The sequence below is a fragment of the Pelomonas sp. Root1444 genome (genome assembly GCF_001426885.1).
GTDB lineage: Bacteria > Pseudomonadota > Gammaproteobacteria > Burkholderiales > Burkholderiaceae_C > Pelomonas.
Window position 1 is genome coordinate 611,321 of record NZ_LMFP01000001.1, and the last position, 14,777, is coordinate 626,097.

Genomic DNA, 14,777 nt, shown 5'->3' on the forward strand with positions numbered 1-14,777 from the left:
TGATGCCACTCGGATGGAGCGCAACGTCGCCCGCCTGAAGGCCAGGCTCGACGGCCTCGGGGTCACGCTGCGGCCCCACCTCAAGACATGCAAGTCCGTCGACGTGGCGCGCCGGGTGATGACGTCGCCAGCCGGGCCAGCCACCGTGTCGACACTCCGTGAGGCCGAGCAGTTCGCCGCAGCCGGCGTGCGCGACATCCTGTATGCGGTCGGCGTTGCGCCGGCGAAGCTGCCGCAGGTGCTCGCCTTGCGCGCCCGGGGCGCTGACGTTGCCGTGGTGCTGGACACCGTGGAGCAGGCGCAGGCCGTCGCCCAGGCTTCACGCAGCGCAGGCACGCGCATTCCGGCGCTCATCGAGATCGACTGCGACGGCCATCGCTCCGGCGTGCGCCCCGACGACGCCCAGCGGTTGCTCGACATCGGCCGCGCCCTTGAGGCCGGGGCGGAGCTGCGCGGCGTGCTGACCCATGCCGGGGGTAGCTACGCCGCCAGCGGCAGCGAGGCCTTGCGGCAGTGTGCCGAGACCGAGCGGCGCAGCGTGGTCGACGCCGCTGCGATCCTTCGCGCCGCCGGCCTGCCTTGCCCCGTGGTCAGTGTCGGCTCCACGCCGACGGCCCATCACGCCACCGATCTCGCCGGCGTGACCGAGGTCCGGGCGGGCGTGTTCGTGTTCTTTGATCTGGTGATGGCGGGCATTGGCGTCTGCCAGGTCAGCGACATCGCGCTGTCGGTGCTGGCCACGGTCATTGGCCACCAGCGCGACAAGGGCTGGATCCTGATCGATGCCGGCTGGATGGCCTTGTCGCAGGACCGGGGCACGCGCCGGCAGGCTGTCGATCAAGGCTACGGACTGGTCTGCGACATGGCGGGTGTGCCTTATGCGGACCTGATCGTCGGCGACGCTAACCAGGAGCACGGCATCCTCATGGTGCGGCCAGGCTCGGATGGCCTGCTGCCGGACCTCGCCATCGGCGACCGCGTGCGGATCCTGCCGAACCATGCCTGCGCCACGGGCGCCCAGCACCGGGGCTATCACGTCGTTCGCGGCACCTCAGGCCGCGTGGAGGCGGAATGGCCGCGCTTCGGGGGATGGCAATGAACCACGTGCTGACTCACCTGGCGCCCAGGCCGGCTGGCCACTACACGCAGGCCATCGTGTCGCAAGGGCTGGTGTTCGTGTCGGGCCAGTTGCCGATCCGGCCCGACGGGCAGCCGGTGGCCGACGATGGCTTCGAGGCGCAGGCGCGGCAGGCGATCCAGAACATGCTGGAGGTGCTGCGCGCTGCGGGCGGCAAGCCGCAGGATCTGGTCAAGGTGACGGCCTACATCGTCGGGGTCACCAACTGGCCCCGATTCAACGCGGTGTACGCCTCGATGCTGCCGGACGCCTGCCCGGCGCGCACCGTCGTGCCCGTGCCCGAACTGCACTACGGCTACCTGGTCGAGGTGGACGCCATCGCGGCACGCCAGGCCAATGCCGATACGTCAGCCAGCGCCGCATGAACACCGCAGCAACGCCCTCGACCACGGATCACACGGATCACTCGGACGGCGCCGTGGTCCTGCTTCCCTTCGCCAAGCCGCACCTGCAAGGCGCCCTGAGGTTGTCGCAGGAAATGGACTGGCCCTACCGGCTGGAGGACTGGGCCATTGCGCTTGAACTCGGGCAGGGCTTCGTGCTGCAACGCGGCACCGAGGTCATCGGAACGGCGGCCTGGTGGGCCTACGGTACGGCGCACGCGTCGGCGGGCATGGTCATCGTTTCCAAGTCCGCCCAGGGTCGAGGTTATGGGGCGCGATTGATGGATGCGCTGCTGGCGGCGGCGCAACCGCGCACCGTCGTGCTGAACTCGACGGTCGAAGGCATGGTGCTCTATGAGCGGCGCGGCTTCGCCCGCGTGGGCGATATCCGCCAGCATCAAGGCATTCCCGAGGGCGGCCACAGGTCATCGGCGGGCGTCGTCCAGGCCACGGCGCCGCAGCACGTCGACGCCATCGCACAGCTCGACGAGCACGCCACCGGGTGGTCGCGCCGACGCATGCTGAATCGGCTCCTCCAGGCGGGCAGGGGTTACGTGCTTCTGCGTGGGGGCCAGCCATGTGGATACGCCGTCTCGCGCCCATTCGGCCGCGGCCATGTCATCGGCCCGGTTGTCGCTGACGGCCCGGCCGATGCCCGAGCCTTGATCGAGACCGCGTTGGCGGACCTCGGGCCGGTGTTCGCCCGCGTCGACACCCCCGCCGACTCGCAGCTGGGCGAGTGGCTCGAGGCCATCGGCCTGCGGTCGGTCGGTGATGCCACCACGATGGTGCTCGGCTCTCGCATGCCGCGCCAAGGCCCGGCCCGCGTGTTCGCCCTGGCCAACCAGTCATTCAACTAGGAGACACCGCGATGCCGCGATCAATGACGAACGAGAAGTCGGCATGAAGCTGGCGTCCTATTGGCTGGAGACATCGGAGCCCTTCAAGAGCGGCGCCCAGGGGCCGGTAGAGGGCCGCTGTGACGTCGCCGTGATCGGCGGCGGCCTGACGGGGTGCTCGACCGCGCTGGCGCTGGCCAAGAAGGGCGCGCGCGTCGTGCTGCTGGAAGCCGAGAGCATCGGCCACGCGGCATCGGGCCGCAACGGCGGCATGTGCAACAACGGCTTTGCGCAGGACTACGGCGCCATGTCGGCCCGGCTCGGCAAGGATGTCGCGGACCGGCTCTACCGCGCTTTCGACGCTGGCGTCGACACCGTCGAGCGCCTGGTGGCGGAAGAGCGGATCGATTGCAACTTCGCCCGGGTCGGCAAGATCAAGCTCGCGGTCAAGCCCGAGCACTACGACAAGCTGGCGCGCAACCAGGCACTGCTTGCTGCCAACGTGGACCCCGACACGCACATGGTCAGCCGCGCGGGCCTGGCCGATGAAGTCGGCTCCGACTGCTTCCACGGCGGGCTGGTTTACCGCAAGAGCGCCGGCATGCATGTCGGGCGCTTCGTGCGCGGGCTGGCCGAAGCGGCGGCGCGGCGTGGCGTCGAGATCCACGAGCGCACGCCGATGACGGGCCTGCGGCCAGACCCCGGCGGCGGCCACCTCATCGACACACCCAAGGGCCGGCTCCATGCTAGACAGGTGATGCTGGCCAGCGGCACTTCGCACGTCGGCCCGCTGGGCTGGATCCGGCGCCGGATCGTGCCAGTCGGGGCTTTCCTGATCGTCACCGAGCCGCTGCCCCAAGGCTTGCTGGACCAGTTGCTTCCGCGCCGCCGGATGGCTGTTGACACGAAGAACCTCGTCAACTACTTCAGGACCACGCCGGACAACCGCCTGCTCTTTGGCGGCCGGGCGCGCTTCGCCATCTCCAACCCGAACTCCGACGCGAAGAGCGGCGCCATCCTGCGAGCGGCCTTGCACCAGGTCTTTCCGCAGGTGCGCGACGCGCGCATCGACTACTGCTGGGGCGGCATGGTGGACATGACGCGGGACCGCCTGCCACGCGCCGGCGAGCGCAACGGCATTTACTACTCGATGGGCTACAGCGGTCACGGCACCCAGATGTCGACGCTGATGGGCACGGTCATGGCCGAGATCATGGACGGGCGCACCGAGCTCAACCCCTGGAAGGACTTCACCTGGCCCGCCATCCCGGGGCATTTCGGTCCTCCGTGGTTCCTGCCTCTGGTGGGCGCCTGTTACCGGATCAAGGACAGGTTCGCCTGAGCCTTTTGGCCATCACGTCGACGAGGAGAAACGCATGAATGAATGCAAGAAGCCAGCACGAACACGCGTGCTGGCCTCGCCGCCGCAGGCCGTGTTCCCTTGACCGTGGCCGTGGCGTCGCTGACCTGGCGCAGTCCGATACTTTCGAGCCCTCGTCCTTGACGATCCGCTCCAGCAGCGGCTTGGAGGCCGATTCCAGCGTGGAGAGAGCCGGCTTGATGGTCAGCTTGGTCTCGTCAACCTGGAAGCCGTAGAGTGGCTCTCGCTCGCGGCGTTCTTCGCATTGGTGACAAAGGTCCGGCCGGTGGCCTTGTCGAAAGCGTGCAGCTGGTCCTTCTGGCCGGTGCCGAACTGCCTGAGCAGGAACTGAGGCACGTGGTGTTGCACCTTCGCGATGCCGTTGTCAGCCATGGTGGCGGCCCGGTCATCCCTAATCGGCAAAGCGTTCAGGATCAAGCCTCCGCCGCGGTGAGTTTGGGTCTCGCTGTGCGTGCCGAGGCGGCGCAGGATGGCCGAAAGCGTCAGCCGGCCCAGCTTGATGGACGATCTTGAACATCATCGGCAAGTGGGTCTCGATCAGCTTCCAGTTGATCGTGCCCTTGAAGAGGCTGTCGATGTTGTCGTACGTGGCCGACTTGGTCGGCGTGACTACAGAGGCGAGGTCACGGATTGGCGGCTGAACTGCACTTGAAGCCACTCTGCGAGTTCATGCTCCACGCCTTGCAGCTCGCTCGACCCCAACCATATCAAGCCGTACTGACTGCCGTCAGGGTCGAAGCCAGCAGGTGCCGCCAGGCTCCCCCTTTCCACATCGTCAACGGCAAGTACGAGCGGACTCAGGGCAACACCCAGGCCTGCAGACGCAGCTTCGACGATCAGGGAGTGACTGTCGTAATACCGGATCTCCGTGGGCTTGGGCGCCGACCGATGGCTCTTCAGCCATTGCGCCCACGCGTCGGGTCGCGTCTTCGACCCGAGGGCGAGATAGTCGCCGCGTTCGAATCTCGACACCCATTCTGGCCTCATGACAGGGCCAACCTTCTCGGGAAAAAGGGTACGGACGTTCCAGGTCTCGGGCATCGCGAAGTCCAGTCGTCGAATTGCGAGATCGACATGGTGCTTGCGAAAGTCCACAAGCCCTCCACCCACGGAGAGGTGGAGGGCGATGCTCGGATGCGCCACCTGGAAACCACTCAGCCGAGGAATGAGCCAACGCACGGCAACCGAAGGCTCGCAGGAAAGCACCAAGGCAGTCTTCCCCGTGTTCGTAGCACGCAGGCTTTGCACTGTGGCAGCCAGCTCGCCGAAGAACCTGCCGAGGGTGAGGTTGAGCGTCTCGCCCGCCGGGGTGAGCCGCAGGCCTCGCCCATTCCTTTCGAACAACCCCACCCCGATGTCATTGGCGAGCTTGGTGATGCGGCGACTGACGGCACCGTGCGTGAGCGCAAGCGAGTCTGCTGCGAGCCGGACCGAGCCCAGCCGCGCTGTGGCTTCAAAGGCTCGGAGGTCGTCGAGCGAAGGTATGTCTGAGCGATCCACTGGTGACAGTATGTCACCGGTTTCCTTCAGAAACTATCGCTTTTCAAGGTTGGGCGAGGTTTCAATAATTGATGCATGCGCACCAATCAACAACCCGACATAGCGATCCTCGCCGATGATCTGACCAGCGCGGCGGATGGCGCAGCACCTTTCGTCGCCCGTGGCTGGACTGCAGTAATCGGCAGGCACGAGCTTCCGCGCCAGGCGGCAGCGGTGGTCGCAGTCGACAGTGGTTCGCGGTCCGCTACTTCGTCGCAAGCAGCCGAGAGGGTCGCTCGATTGACTGTCCAGTTGGCCAGCCGTGCCGTCCTCTATAAAACAGTGGACTCCACGCTGCGCGGCCACATCACGGAGGAGCTCCAGGCCTGCTTTGCAGCGAGCGGCCGCAAATCACTGGTGTTCGCACCGGCGTTTCCTCAAGCTGGCCGTACGACGGTGGGGGGCATTCAGTTCGTTGACGGCGTCCCGGTCTCGCAGAGTGCTTATCGCCATGACCCCGTGCATCCCGCGCGGCATTCTGCGTTAGCCGACCTGGTCCCGAACTGCATCAAGAATGTCACGTTGCTCGACGCAGTGACCCAGGAAGAACTCGACTCGCAGATTGCGTCCATCGACGATCCGGAGTCGGTGCTGTGGGTCGGTTCTCCTGGCATGGCTGCAGCCCTGTCGCGGCGCTTCGTGCCGGCGACGACTCTGCCGCCATTGATTGATGGCATCAGCAGCGATGTCCTGGTCGTCATTGGGAGCGCGAATCCGCGAAGTCACATACAGGCTGATCGTCTCCGGCAGATCAACGGCGTTACGCTGTTATGCGCACCAAAAGCGCGTGAGCGGGACTCCGCTACGGTGCTGCGCCATATCGCACAAGACGCAGCACGAGAGCTTCAGCACCCACGCTTCGGCGCATTGATCGCCACCGGCGGCGACACATTGGAAGCAGTCCTCGACCTTCTCAACGTCCGCGAGTTCGAGATTCTGCAAGAACTCGATCCCGGATTCCCACTGGGTCACGCCACGCTTGGCGATGGGCGTTCGCTCCTCCTCGCCATGAAGGCCGGTGGCTTTGGCAGTGACGACGCGCTGCAGCGCGCTGTCGCGCGGATACGTGGTGCAGTCCAACCCTTGCCTCAGGATTCACAATGAAGAACATCCCTCCCCCGCTTGCCCTCACGATGGGCGACGCATCCGGCATCGGGCCGGAGATCGTGGCGAAGGCACTTGCGAAGGGCGGCGAACGCGTCGTCGTGTTCGGCAGCTATGTCGTCATGCAAGACATCGTGCGCCGGCTTGGATTGAACGTCGAGGTGCGATGCATCAATGCAGTCGCTGCGGCTCAGTTCCAGCCGCGGGCAATTGAAGTCATCGAAACCACGCGGATCATTGAGCCTCCACCCCTCGGGCAGATCAGCTCGATCTCGGGGCAGGCCGCCTTCGACGCCGTCGTTGCAGCGATCGCCGCAGCGAAGCGCGCTGACGTGAGCGGCATCGTCACGGCGCCGATCAATAAAGAGGCAATGGCCAGCGCGGGTGTCCGCTACCCCGGCCATACGGAAATTCTCGCTGACTACGGCGGCGCCAAGCGCGTGGCGATGATGCTTGCGAATGACGACATACGCACGGTGCTGGTCACGATCCATACGTCGCTGTCAAAAGCCATTCAACAAGGTGATTTCGACGCCCAGCTGAGCGCGATCCGGCTTGCCCACGAGGGCGGCAAGGCCCTGGGCTTTCCGACCCCAAGGGTTGCCGTGGCGGGTCTCAACCCGCACGCAGGCGAAGGTGGCCTCTTCGGCGACGAGGAGATCAGGATCATTCGACCTGCAATCGACGCCGCCCGAGCCGAGGGCATCGATGCCACTGGCCCGCATCCGGGCGACACGGTCTTCATGCAAGCACGCCAAGGTCGGTTCGACGTTGTCGTCGCCCAGTACCACGACCAAGGCCTGATCCCGGTGAAGTATCTCGGCCTGGAGAAAGGCGTGAACATCACGCTGGGCCTGCCGTTCATCCGCACCAGCCCGGATCACGGTACTGCGTTCGACATCGCGGGCCAGGGAATTGCAGACCACGCAAGCCTGGAAACGGCGCTTGCCTACGCGAAGCGCCTCGTTGCGGCGCAATTCAAGACGAACTGAACTCGAAAGGAACCACCATCATGGGATTACGTTTCATCTTCATGCTGACGCGCAACGACCGCACGGTCCCGGACGCCTCGCAGCAACTCGAAACTGCACTCAGCCTCGGCGTGCGGCACATCGGGTTCAAGGACATCGGCCTGCCGCTCGAGCAACTGAAGGTACTCAATGCGGCCATCAAGGCTGGCGGTGCAACGTCCTATCTCGAAGTCGTGTCGCTGGACCGTGAAAGCGAGATTGTTTCGGCAAAGGCCGCCACCGAAATCGGCGTTGACGTTCTTCTCGGTGGCACGCGGGTCGATGATGTGCTGCCGATCATCAAGGGCACCGGCATCCAGTACTTCCCGTTTCCGGGTCGGATCACCGGCCACCCGAGCGTGCTCGAGGGCACCATCGAGGAAATCGTCGAAAGTGCCAAGACGATCACACGGCACGATGGCGTGCATGGCCTGGACCTGTTGGCCTACCGTTCGGCGCAGAACGTGCCCGAGTTGATGAAGGCCGTCTGCGCTGCGGTGGCCAAGCCGGTCTACATCGCGGGCTCGATCGATACGTCCGAACGAATTGCAGTCGTGCAAAACGCCGGCGCAGCGGGTTTCACAATCGGCACTGCGGCGTTGGACGGCAAGTACCCGGCCAGGGAGAAGGACGTGCGAAGCCAACTCGCCGCGATCATTCGCGACGTCGCTGCGCTGAACAAGCACCTTTCGCCGATTCACAAGAAGAGCCTGTCAACCGCCTTTGCCGGCCAGGTCGAAGGGCAGGTCAACAACACCCAGATCAAGGTCGCCTTGTTCAACGGATCTTCTGGCTGGTCTTTTCGCCAGCAGGGCGATGAACTCTTCTTTGTTCACCGGGGATGCCTGCTCATGAAATTTCGTGATCGTGAAGAGATCGTCGAACCAGGAGAGTTCATCGTCGTACCGCATGGTGTCGAGCACTGCGCGGTCGCTTTGGGCGGGGAGGCCTGTGAAGTGTTGCTGGCAACTGCATAAGACGACAGCGCCCCCGCCAGGGTGTCAGTGAAGTCATTGCGCAACACGCAGGAGCAATCATGACAGTGACGGAAGCCGAGGTCATCAAGACCCGGACTGGCGTGCTCGGTAAGCGTCCGGCGAACCCGTCTTGAGATTTGGCGACCGCCCCCCGAGGATGGTGTCCACCAAGAACTAAGTGGACGCTATGCAAGACACCAAGCCGGCAAGGCGACGCCGTCACGACGCTGACCTCAAGCGCGCGGTGCTCGCGGAATGCAGCGGTCCTGGCGCGTCTGTCGCAAGCATCGTGCTTGCACACGGCCTGAACGCCAACCTGGTCCACAAATGGCGCCGCGAAGCGCGCGACCTGAAGTTGACTGATGACGCCGCCGCGCAGACGGCGTTCGTTCCCGTGGCGCTAACGGCGCCGATACCTGCGCCACGCGCCGACGTGCGCATCGAGCTGCGGCGCGGCCAAGTCTGCGTCAATGTTGAGTGGCCGCTGTCAGCGATGCCCACGCACTCGGCCAGTCGCATCGGCGAGGTGCTGCCGCATCGTTGGGCGAGGTAGAGGAACCTCAGGGCACTTCACAATCTTGGTCCATGGCGACCATCATTGCTGAGAGCCCGCAACGCATCCTGAGCGCCTCCCTTGCCGGTGCTGCCGTCGGCATCCTGGGCGGGCTCATCGGGTTGGGCGGCGCCGAGTTCCGTCTGCCCATCCTCATTGGCCTGTTCGGCTTCGTCGCGCTTCACGCGGTCATCCTGAACAAGGCCATGAGCCTCATCGTGGTCACCAGCGCCTTGTTCTTCCGCATGGGCACCGTGCCTGCGCACGAGATTGCTGCCAACTGGCCCAGCATCGTCAACCTGCTGGGCGGCAGCCTGGTCGGAGCTTGGCTTGGTGCGGGATGGGCAACCAAGCTGAGCAACCGCCGGCTCTACCAGGTCATCAGCATCATGCTGCTCGCCATCGCGGTGGTGCTGGTGTTCGCGCATGGCGTCCACTCGGATGGCCCGTTGCTGCATGGCCCGGCCCAGGTCGTGGTCGGCCTCGTAGCCGGGTTCGTCATCGGCGTCGTCGCTGCAGTGATGGGCGTGGCGGGTGGCGAGCTCCTCATCCCCACCCTCATCCTTCTCTTCGGCGCAGACATCAAGCTCGCTGGAAGTCTGTCGGTGGCCATCAGCCTGCCGACGATGGTGGTCGGCTTCATCCGCTTCAGTCGGGACAGCGCCTTCGAGGTGCTGCGCCACAACCGACGCTTCGTGCTCGCCATGGCTGTCGGCTCAGTCGTCGGCGCGGCGCTTGGTGGGCAACTGCTTGGCGTGGTTCCGAACGACGTACTGCTGCCGGCGCTTGCCGCCATCCTGGTCGTGTCGGCTGTGAAGGTCTGGCGGCACAAGTAGCCGCCCAGTTCCGACGACCTGGCCTTGGCGCTTGCCCGCTATCCGCAGCAACTTGCTGTGCGCACAACCTGGGCCTTGTCTGCCGGCAAGGCCAAGTCCTCCAGGATGGTGCAGTCGACGGCCGGGCCGCCTGAACAGGCGGTGTCGCAGCTGCAGACGAACGTGCTCAAGCTGGCTTCGAGCGCCTTCAGTTCTTCAAGCTTCTGCCGTACCTGCGCGAGGTGGGCGGCAGCGATGTCGCGAACTTCGGCGCACGGGCGGTCGGGCTCATCGACGAGCCCGACCAGCTCCCGCACCTGCTCGATGGAGAAGCCGAAGTCTCGGCAGCGGCGGATGAAGACCAGGCGCCGGATGGTGGCCTCGTCATAGCTACGCTGGCCGGCCTCGGTTCTCGTGGCGGGCGGCAGAAGCCCGATGTCCTCGTAGTACCGGACCGTGGGCACCGTTGCACCGGTGCGCCGGGCAACAAGCCCGATGGAGAGTCTTGCGCTCATGCCGCCATCCTAGCCATTCACCCGCACGCGCCCGGCGAGCAGCCACACGCCTTCGCGGCAACCGGCTTCGGAGGAACTGGTCAAACAGCCACTGTGCATCGGCACCGGCTTCAGCAGGGGCCTCAATGGTCAGCTCGATGGCGCCTGGGGTGTCTTGGAGGTCAAAGCGAAGGAAGCCGCAGCATTGCCGTTCACCGTCGACGATGCGCTCCAGCTCCGCCCGAGCATCGCGCGCATAGGTCAGGTGCAAGGTCGTCCCTTCCAGGCGGTGCGCCATCAGCCTCTGCGCTGTGAATTGCCGTATCCAGGCCAGCCGCTCAGGCAACTCGGCAGAGGACAAGGTGCAGGCGATGGGTACGTCAGCCGCGACTTGCATGGCAATTCCCTCCGCAGCCGACAGTTGATTGAGCCTGACGCCGAGCGCGGCGCCTCCACCAGACCACGGCGCCCACCGCCGCAGCCAACCCAAGCAGCCCGGCTCCAAGGGGCGCCAGTTCATCAGCGCAGGCCAGCAACGCGGAGCCGGCGGCTGCAAGCGCTGTGGTGCCCGCCATCAGCGCTGCGGCACCTCCCAGAAGCGGGACCGCACAACATGCGGCGCACGCCGCGCCCAAGCCGACGCCGGCGCCCAAAACAGCCTTCCAAGGTCTCATGTCCGTCTCCGATGCTTGGGCACAACGCCCACATCGCAAAGGTAGAACCTCAAGTGGCTTGAGGGGCAAGGGGTACGACCAAAATTCATGGATGGAACTTCTGAAGACCCTGGCGCTGTTCGTCGTCACCGCCGTCGCGGAAATCGTCGGCTGCTACCTTCCCTACCTGTGGCTGAAGCAAGGCAAGACCCTCTGGCTGCTCATCCCGGCGGCTGCGAGTCTGGCGCTGTTTGCCTGGCTGCTCTCGCTTCATCCAACCGCTTCAGGGCGCGTCTACGCGGCCTATGGTGGCGTGTACATCGGCGTGGCCGTGGTGTGGCTGATGCTGGTCGACAACGTGCGGCCCTCGATGTCCGACTGGGTGGGGGTTGCGGTCAGCTTGGCGGGGATGGCCATCATCATGTTCGGGCCACGCAGCGCGTGACGCCTACGGCGGCTCGGAGCACCAGGGTGCCGGGTCAAGATGTCTTCGCCGGACGCTTACGCCGCGCGGCGATGCCCGCAGCACCGACACGTCGGTTCGTTCGGTCCCGCGCCAGCGGCGCCTTGCTGGCAATCTGTTCCTACTGCGAGGCGTAGGCGGGCAGCGGCGTTCCCGGGCATCCCTTGAAGACGTCGCGCCAGGTCGGCCGCGCAGGGATGTGCATTTCATCCCCACGCCGATTCCATCCTTGAGAACGCCTACCGATGCTGTTCAGCTATTGGCAGAACAGGGCCTCAGTTGAACGACTGGTTGGCCAGCGCGAACACGCGTGCTGGCCCCTCCGCCGCGGGCCGCGTTCCCTTGACCATGGTGGTGGCGTCGCTGACCTGGCTCAGTCCGATGCTTTCGAGCCAGTCCCCGAGCTGTGAGGTGGCATCGGTGTCGACGCGGACGAAAACCTGCCCCAGACGTGCGAGCGCGGCTTCGATCAAGGCGCGCGCATCGGCCGCACTTTCGGCAACCACAGGACCGATGACGTGCCCTCGGCCGAACATTCGTGAAATGGCATAGCCGCACGGGGCGCCATCACGCACGAGCACGTTGCCTTCACCAACCTGGATGAGCCGACCCAGCATCTGCCGCCTGGTCCACCCCGTGGCCTGCCGGTCCAGCCGCATGACCGCCTCGATATCCGATGGCGCCATCGCCCGGACCAGACTGACCGGTGGCGCTTGGTGGCGCTCAGCGGGGATACCTTGATGCTGTTGGATGACACCCACGCGAACAAAGCCTCGCCTTTCATAGAGCGCCTGGCCTTCTGGCGTCGAGTTCAGCGTGATGGTCCTCGGGTGCGCCGCGGTCAGCAGGGCATCCATTAGCCGGGCACCGTAGCCCCGGCCTTGGGCAGCCTTGGCAACGATGATCATCCCGGTTGATGCTTGGTCCTCGCCGTAGGCCCACCAGGCCGCAGTCGCGATCACGGCGCCGGCACTGTTGCGGAGCACGAAGCCCCGGCCAAGCTCGAGCGCGAAGGCCCAGTCCTCCAGCCGATAGGGCCAGGACATCTCCCGCGAGAGCCGCAGCGCGCCTTCCAGGTGTTCGTTGGCAAAAGGAACCAACACCACGTCGTCGGTGTCGTCGTTGCTGGGTCGGGGCGCGGTGGCGGTCATGGGTTCAGTGAAGAATTCTCTTTACGGTGCTTCGCACCTGCGGAAATGGTTGGGCACCACCGCAACCTCACGGAGGCACCCACGTATGCAGGAATCAGAAGCGGTGGCGCATGCCAATCTGCAGCGCCTTGACGTCGTGCCCGGTAGCGGTGCTAGGACCGCTACCCGTGGCACCGGCCGTTGTGAAGGCGGTGAGCGCACCGTTGTCTATCTTGGATCCCAGAACGTAGAGGGTCGTTCGCTTGGACAGGGCGTGGTCATAGCCGAGACTGAATTCGGATGCCTTGGTGCCTGCGACATTCTTGACCTTGCCGCCGCCATAGACCGCCTTGATGGTGCCTGTGGCGACCGGTACTTGCACACCAGCGAAGAACTCTTCCCGGTCGTCATTGACGGCCAGGAGATTCGCATGCTTCACGCTCTGAGCGACGCCCATGAGCTTGAAGGCCCCGAAGTCGTACATGCCGGAAACCAGCGTGGACGAGCCCTTGACAGTTCCTGGGGCGAAGCGGTCTTGCTGCGTAAAGGTCATGGCCACTACGAACTTTTCAGTTGAGTACCGCACATCTGCGCCCAACGAACGACCGGTGACATTTTCGCCGGCGGCAGCAAGCAGCTTGCCGGAGAAGCCCTGGACCTTGGGGCTCGAATAGATGATGGAATTGTTGACGCGTGTTCCGCCCAACGTAGTCACTATCCCGCTGGAGTAGACGCTGCCCAAGCCGGTACCGAACGGATCCACGGTATCAATGGCGACGAAGAGCGGCGAGTATTGACGGCCAGCAGTTGTCGTGCCGAAGTCACCGCTCAGCCCGACATAGGCCTGGCGGCCCCAGAAAGTCCCGCCTTGCGTCACCGTGCCGGTGTCCAGGGCCAGCCCTGACTCCAGTTGAAACAGCGCCTTGAGGCCACCGCCCAGATCCTCGGTTCCCCTGAAGCCGACACGCGAGCCTTGCAGGCCTCCAGACTGAAGCGTCTTCGTGCTGCCTCGACCTCCACTGCCGATTTGCAGGTACGCGTCGGCGACGCCGTAAACCGTGACCGAAGATTGGGCCGAAGCCCCGAAGCAGGCGCACGACAGGATGGCGAGTAGCGCGGCGCGCGAGTGATTGCAGTTCTTCAAAAAGTACTCCTGGTTGATGTGGACAAGCGCTTGAATGAACCCCCAGCGGCGGGCCTGAGGCAAGCGTGCGTTCGAACTTGAACGGGCCGGCGGCCCGTATTTCCTCAAATTAGCCTCTCAGCGAGACGTGGAAATCTTGGGTGGTTCTCGTGGTGGGTCGTCAGGGCACAGGTTGGCCCCAAGTCTTCCTAGAAAGTTTCCGCACTGGCGGCAGTGCTCACGCGCTGGCGCAGAACACGTTCGAAGTGGCTGGGATCGTGAGCCTTCAGGACGGCGGCGTCGCGCGGGATGTGGTGGTCCCGGAGTCGCGATAACCAGAAGCGCAAGGCCGCCGCCCGCTCCAGGGCAGGCAACAGCCGACGTTCTTCAGGTACGAGCGGGCGCACCGACTCGTAAGCTGCCAGGAACGCTGCCCGTCGCACGACATCGGCGCTTCCGCTGCCCAGGTCCACAGACCAGTCGTTGAGACAGACCCCGATGTCGAACAGGTAGGTGTCACACCCCGCGAAGTAGAAGTCGAGGAAGCCGCTCAGGCGGCCGTCCTCGAACAGCACGTTGTCGCGAAACAGGTCGGCGTGTATCGGCCCGCGCGGGAGGGCTGCATAGTCGGGCGATGCGGCCATCCGTGTCTGGAAGGCCAGTTCGTCCAGCAGCAGACTGCGCTGATCGTCGCCGACGTACGGCAGCAAAGTCGGCACGGTTCCCGTCCACCAAGGCAGGCCGCGCAGGTTGAGTTGGTGACCGGCGTAGTCCCTGCCGGCCAGGTGCATTCGAGCCAGCATTTCGCCCACTGCGCCGCAGTGCCGGGCATCGGGCGCCAGCTCATTCTTCCCGCGCAACCTGTCCACCACTGCGGCCGGCTTGCCCCTCAGAAGGTGCAGGATGCGGCCATCGGCATCTGGCGCCGGCCCGGGCACCGGAACGCCGCGGGTGGCCAGGTGCTGCATCAAGTGCAGGTAGAACGGCAATTGTTCCGAAGTCAGACGCTCGAACAGCGTCAGCACGTATTTGCCGCGACCCGTGTCGACGAAGTAGTTGGTGTTCTCGATGCCGCCATGGCAGGGCGCCATGGCCCGCAACTCGCCGAGCCCCAACCGACGCAGGAAGGCGGCAGCTTCTTCGAACGGAATTTCAGTGAAGACAGCCATGCTGCA

At 65.0% G+C, this 14,777-nt stretch carries 17 protein-coding genes; 10 read left to right on the plus strand and 7 right to left on the minus strand.

Translation table 11 applies throughout. From position 1 onward, the window contains the following. Positions 1-13 precede the first annotated feature (13 nt). The 4 genes from ASD35_RS02700 to ASD35_RS02715 are packed head-to-tail and all read left to right on the plus strand — an operon-like array spanning position 14 to position 3,702. Positions 14-1,099, plus strand: coding sequence for a DSD1 family PLP-dependent enzyme (locus ASD35_RS02700; protein ID WP_082579837.1), 1,086 nt, complete (start codon positions 14-16; stop codon positions 1,097-1,099). Continuing rightward, positions 1,096-1,503, plus strand: a complete 408-nt coding sequence (locus ASD35_RS02705) for a RidA family protein (protein ID WP_056873351.1) — start codon at positions 1,096-1,098, stop codon at positions 1,501-1,503. The genes ASD35_RS02700 and ASD35_RS02705 overlap by 4 nt, the downstream gene beginning before the upstream one ends. After that, positions 1,500-2,381: a GNAT family N-acetyltransferase gene (locus ASD35_RS02710; RefSeq protein WP_056873352.1), complete on the plus strand. Its 882-nt coding sequence runs from the start codon at positions 1,500-1,502 to the stop codon at positions 2,379-2,381. The genes ASD35_RS02705 and ASD35_RS02710 overlap by 4 nt, the downstream gene beginning before the upstream one ends. 43 nt (positions 2,382-2,424) lie before the next feature. After that, positions 2,425-3,702, plus strand: coding sequence for an FAD-binding oxidoreductase (locus ASD35_RS02715; RefSeq protein WP_056873353.1), 1,278 nt, complete (start codon positions 2,425-2,427; stop codon positions 3,700-3,702). Positions 3,703-3,924: 222 nt separating this feature from the next. Here ASD35_RS02715 and ASD35_RS02720 read toward each other — a convergent pair whose 3' ends face one another. The 3 genes from ASD35_RS02720 to ASD35_RS02725 are packed head-to-tail and all read right to left on the minus strand — an operon-like array spanning position 3,925 to position 5,241. Further along, on the minus strand, positions 3,925-4,158 hold the full coding sequence (locus tag ASD35_RS02720) for a DUF4238 domain-containing protein (protein ID WP_056873354.1): 234 nt from the start codon (positions 4,156-4,158) through the stop codon (positions 3,925-3,927). After that, positions 4,133-4,399, minus strand: a complete 267-nt coding sequence (locus tag ASD35_RS28475) for a Tn3 family transposase (protein WP_157275318.1) — start codon at positions 4,397-4,399, stop codon at positions 4,133-4,135. The genes ASD35_RS02720 and ASD35_RS28475 overlap by 26 nt, the downstream gene beginning before the upstream one ends. Then, positions 4,351-5,241 (minus strand): LysR family transcriptional regulator, encoded by an 891-nt coding sequence (locus tag ASD35_RS02725; protein WP_056873355.1) that lies wholly within the window; start codon positions 5,239-5,241, stop codon positions 4,351-4,353. Before ASD35_RS02725 ends, ASD35_RS28475 begins: the two co-directional genes overlap by 49 nt. 75 nt (positions 5,242-5,316) lie before the next feature. Between ASD35_RS02725 and ASD35_RS26360 the strand changes: the two genes are divergently transcribed. The 5 genes from ASD35_RS26360 (at position 5,317) to ASD35_RS02750 (ending at position 9,760) form a co-directional block, all read left to right on the plus strand. Next, positions 5,317-6,384, plus strand: a complete 1,068-nt coding sequence (locus tag ASD35_RS26360; protein ID WP_082579838.1) for a four-carbon acid sugar kinase family protein — start codon at positions 5,317-5,319, stop codon at positions 6,382-6,384. Then, positions 6,381-7,376, plus strand: coding sequence for a 4-hydroxythreonine-4-phosphate dehydrogenase PdxA (gene pdxA, locus ASD35_RS02735; RefSeq protein ID WP_056873357.1), 996 nt, complete (start codon positions 6,381-6,383; stop codon positions 7,374-7,376). The genes ASD35_RS26360 and pdxA overlap by 4 nt, the downstream gene beginning before the upstream one ends. Positions 7,377-7,396: 20 nt before the next feature. Continuing rightward, entirely contained in the window at positions 7,397-8,371 is a 975-nt protein-coding gene (locus ASD35_RS02740) for a cupin domain-containing protein (protein ID WP_056873358.1), read from the plus strand. A 187-nt stretch (positions 8,372-8,558) separates the two neighbouring features. Beyond that, entirely contained in the window at positions 8,559-8,924 is a 366-nt protein-coding gene (locus ASD35_RS02745) for a transposase (RefSeq protein WP_056873359.1), read from the plus strand. 32 nt (positions 8,925-8,956) lie between these two features. Next, entirely contained in the window at positions 8,957-9,760 is an 804-nt protein-coding gene (locus ASD35_RS02750; protein ID WP_056873360.1) for a sulfite exporter TauE/SafE family protein, read from the plus strand. Positions 9,761-9,798: 38 nt separating this feature from the next. Here the strand turns inward: ASD35_RS02750 and ASD35_RS02755 are convergent, their stop codons facing one another. Next, the gene (locus tag ASD35_RS02755) at positions 9,799-10,254 is read right to left on the minus strand and encodes a helix-turn-helix domain-containing protein (RefSeq protein ID WP_056873361.1); all 456 of its coding nucleotides are present in this window, start codon (positions 10,252-10,254) and stop codon (positions 9,799-9,801) included. Between the two features lie 744 nt (positions 10,255-10,998). On the opposite strand from ASD35_RS02755, the gene ASD35_RS02760 reads away from it, so the two are divergent. After that, entirely contained in the window at positions 10,999-11,331 is a 333-nt protein-coding gene (locus tag ASD35_RS02760) for a YnfA family protein (RefSeq protein WP_056873362.1), read from the plus strand. A gap of 293 nt (positions 11,332-11,624) precedes the next feature. Here the strand turns inward: ASD35_RS02760 and ASD35_RS02765 are convergent, their stop codons facing one another. From ASD35_RS02765 to ASD35_RS02775, 3 genes are all read right to left on the minus strand, one after another. Beyond that, on the minus strand, positions 11,625-12,500 hold the full coding sequence (locus ASD35_RS02765) for a GNAT family N-acetyltransferase (RefSeq protein ID WP_056873363.1): 876 nt from the start codon (positions 12,498-12,500) through the stop codon (positions 11,625-11,627). Between the two features lie 94 nt (positions 12,501-12,594). Beyond that, a complete protein-coding gene (locus ASD35_RS02770) occupies positions 12,595-13,686 on the minus strand; it encodes a porin (RefSeq protein ID WP_056873364.1) in 1,092 nt (363 codons plus the stop codon). Between the two features lie 125 nt (positions 13,687-13,811). Then, positions 13,812-14,771, minus strand: a complete 960-nt coding sequence (locus ASD35_RS02775; protein WP_056873365.1) for a homoserine kinase — start codon at positions 14,769-14,771, stop codon at positions 13,812-13,814. Positions 14,772-14,777 lie beyond the last annotated feature (6 nt).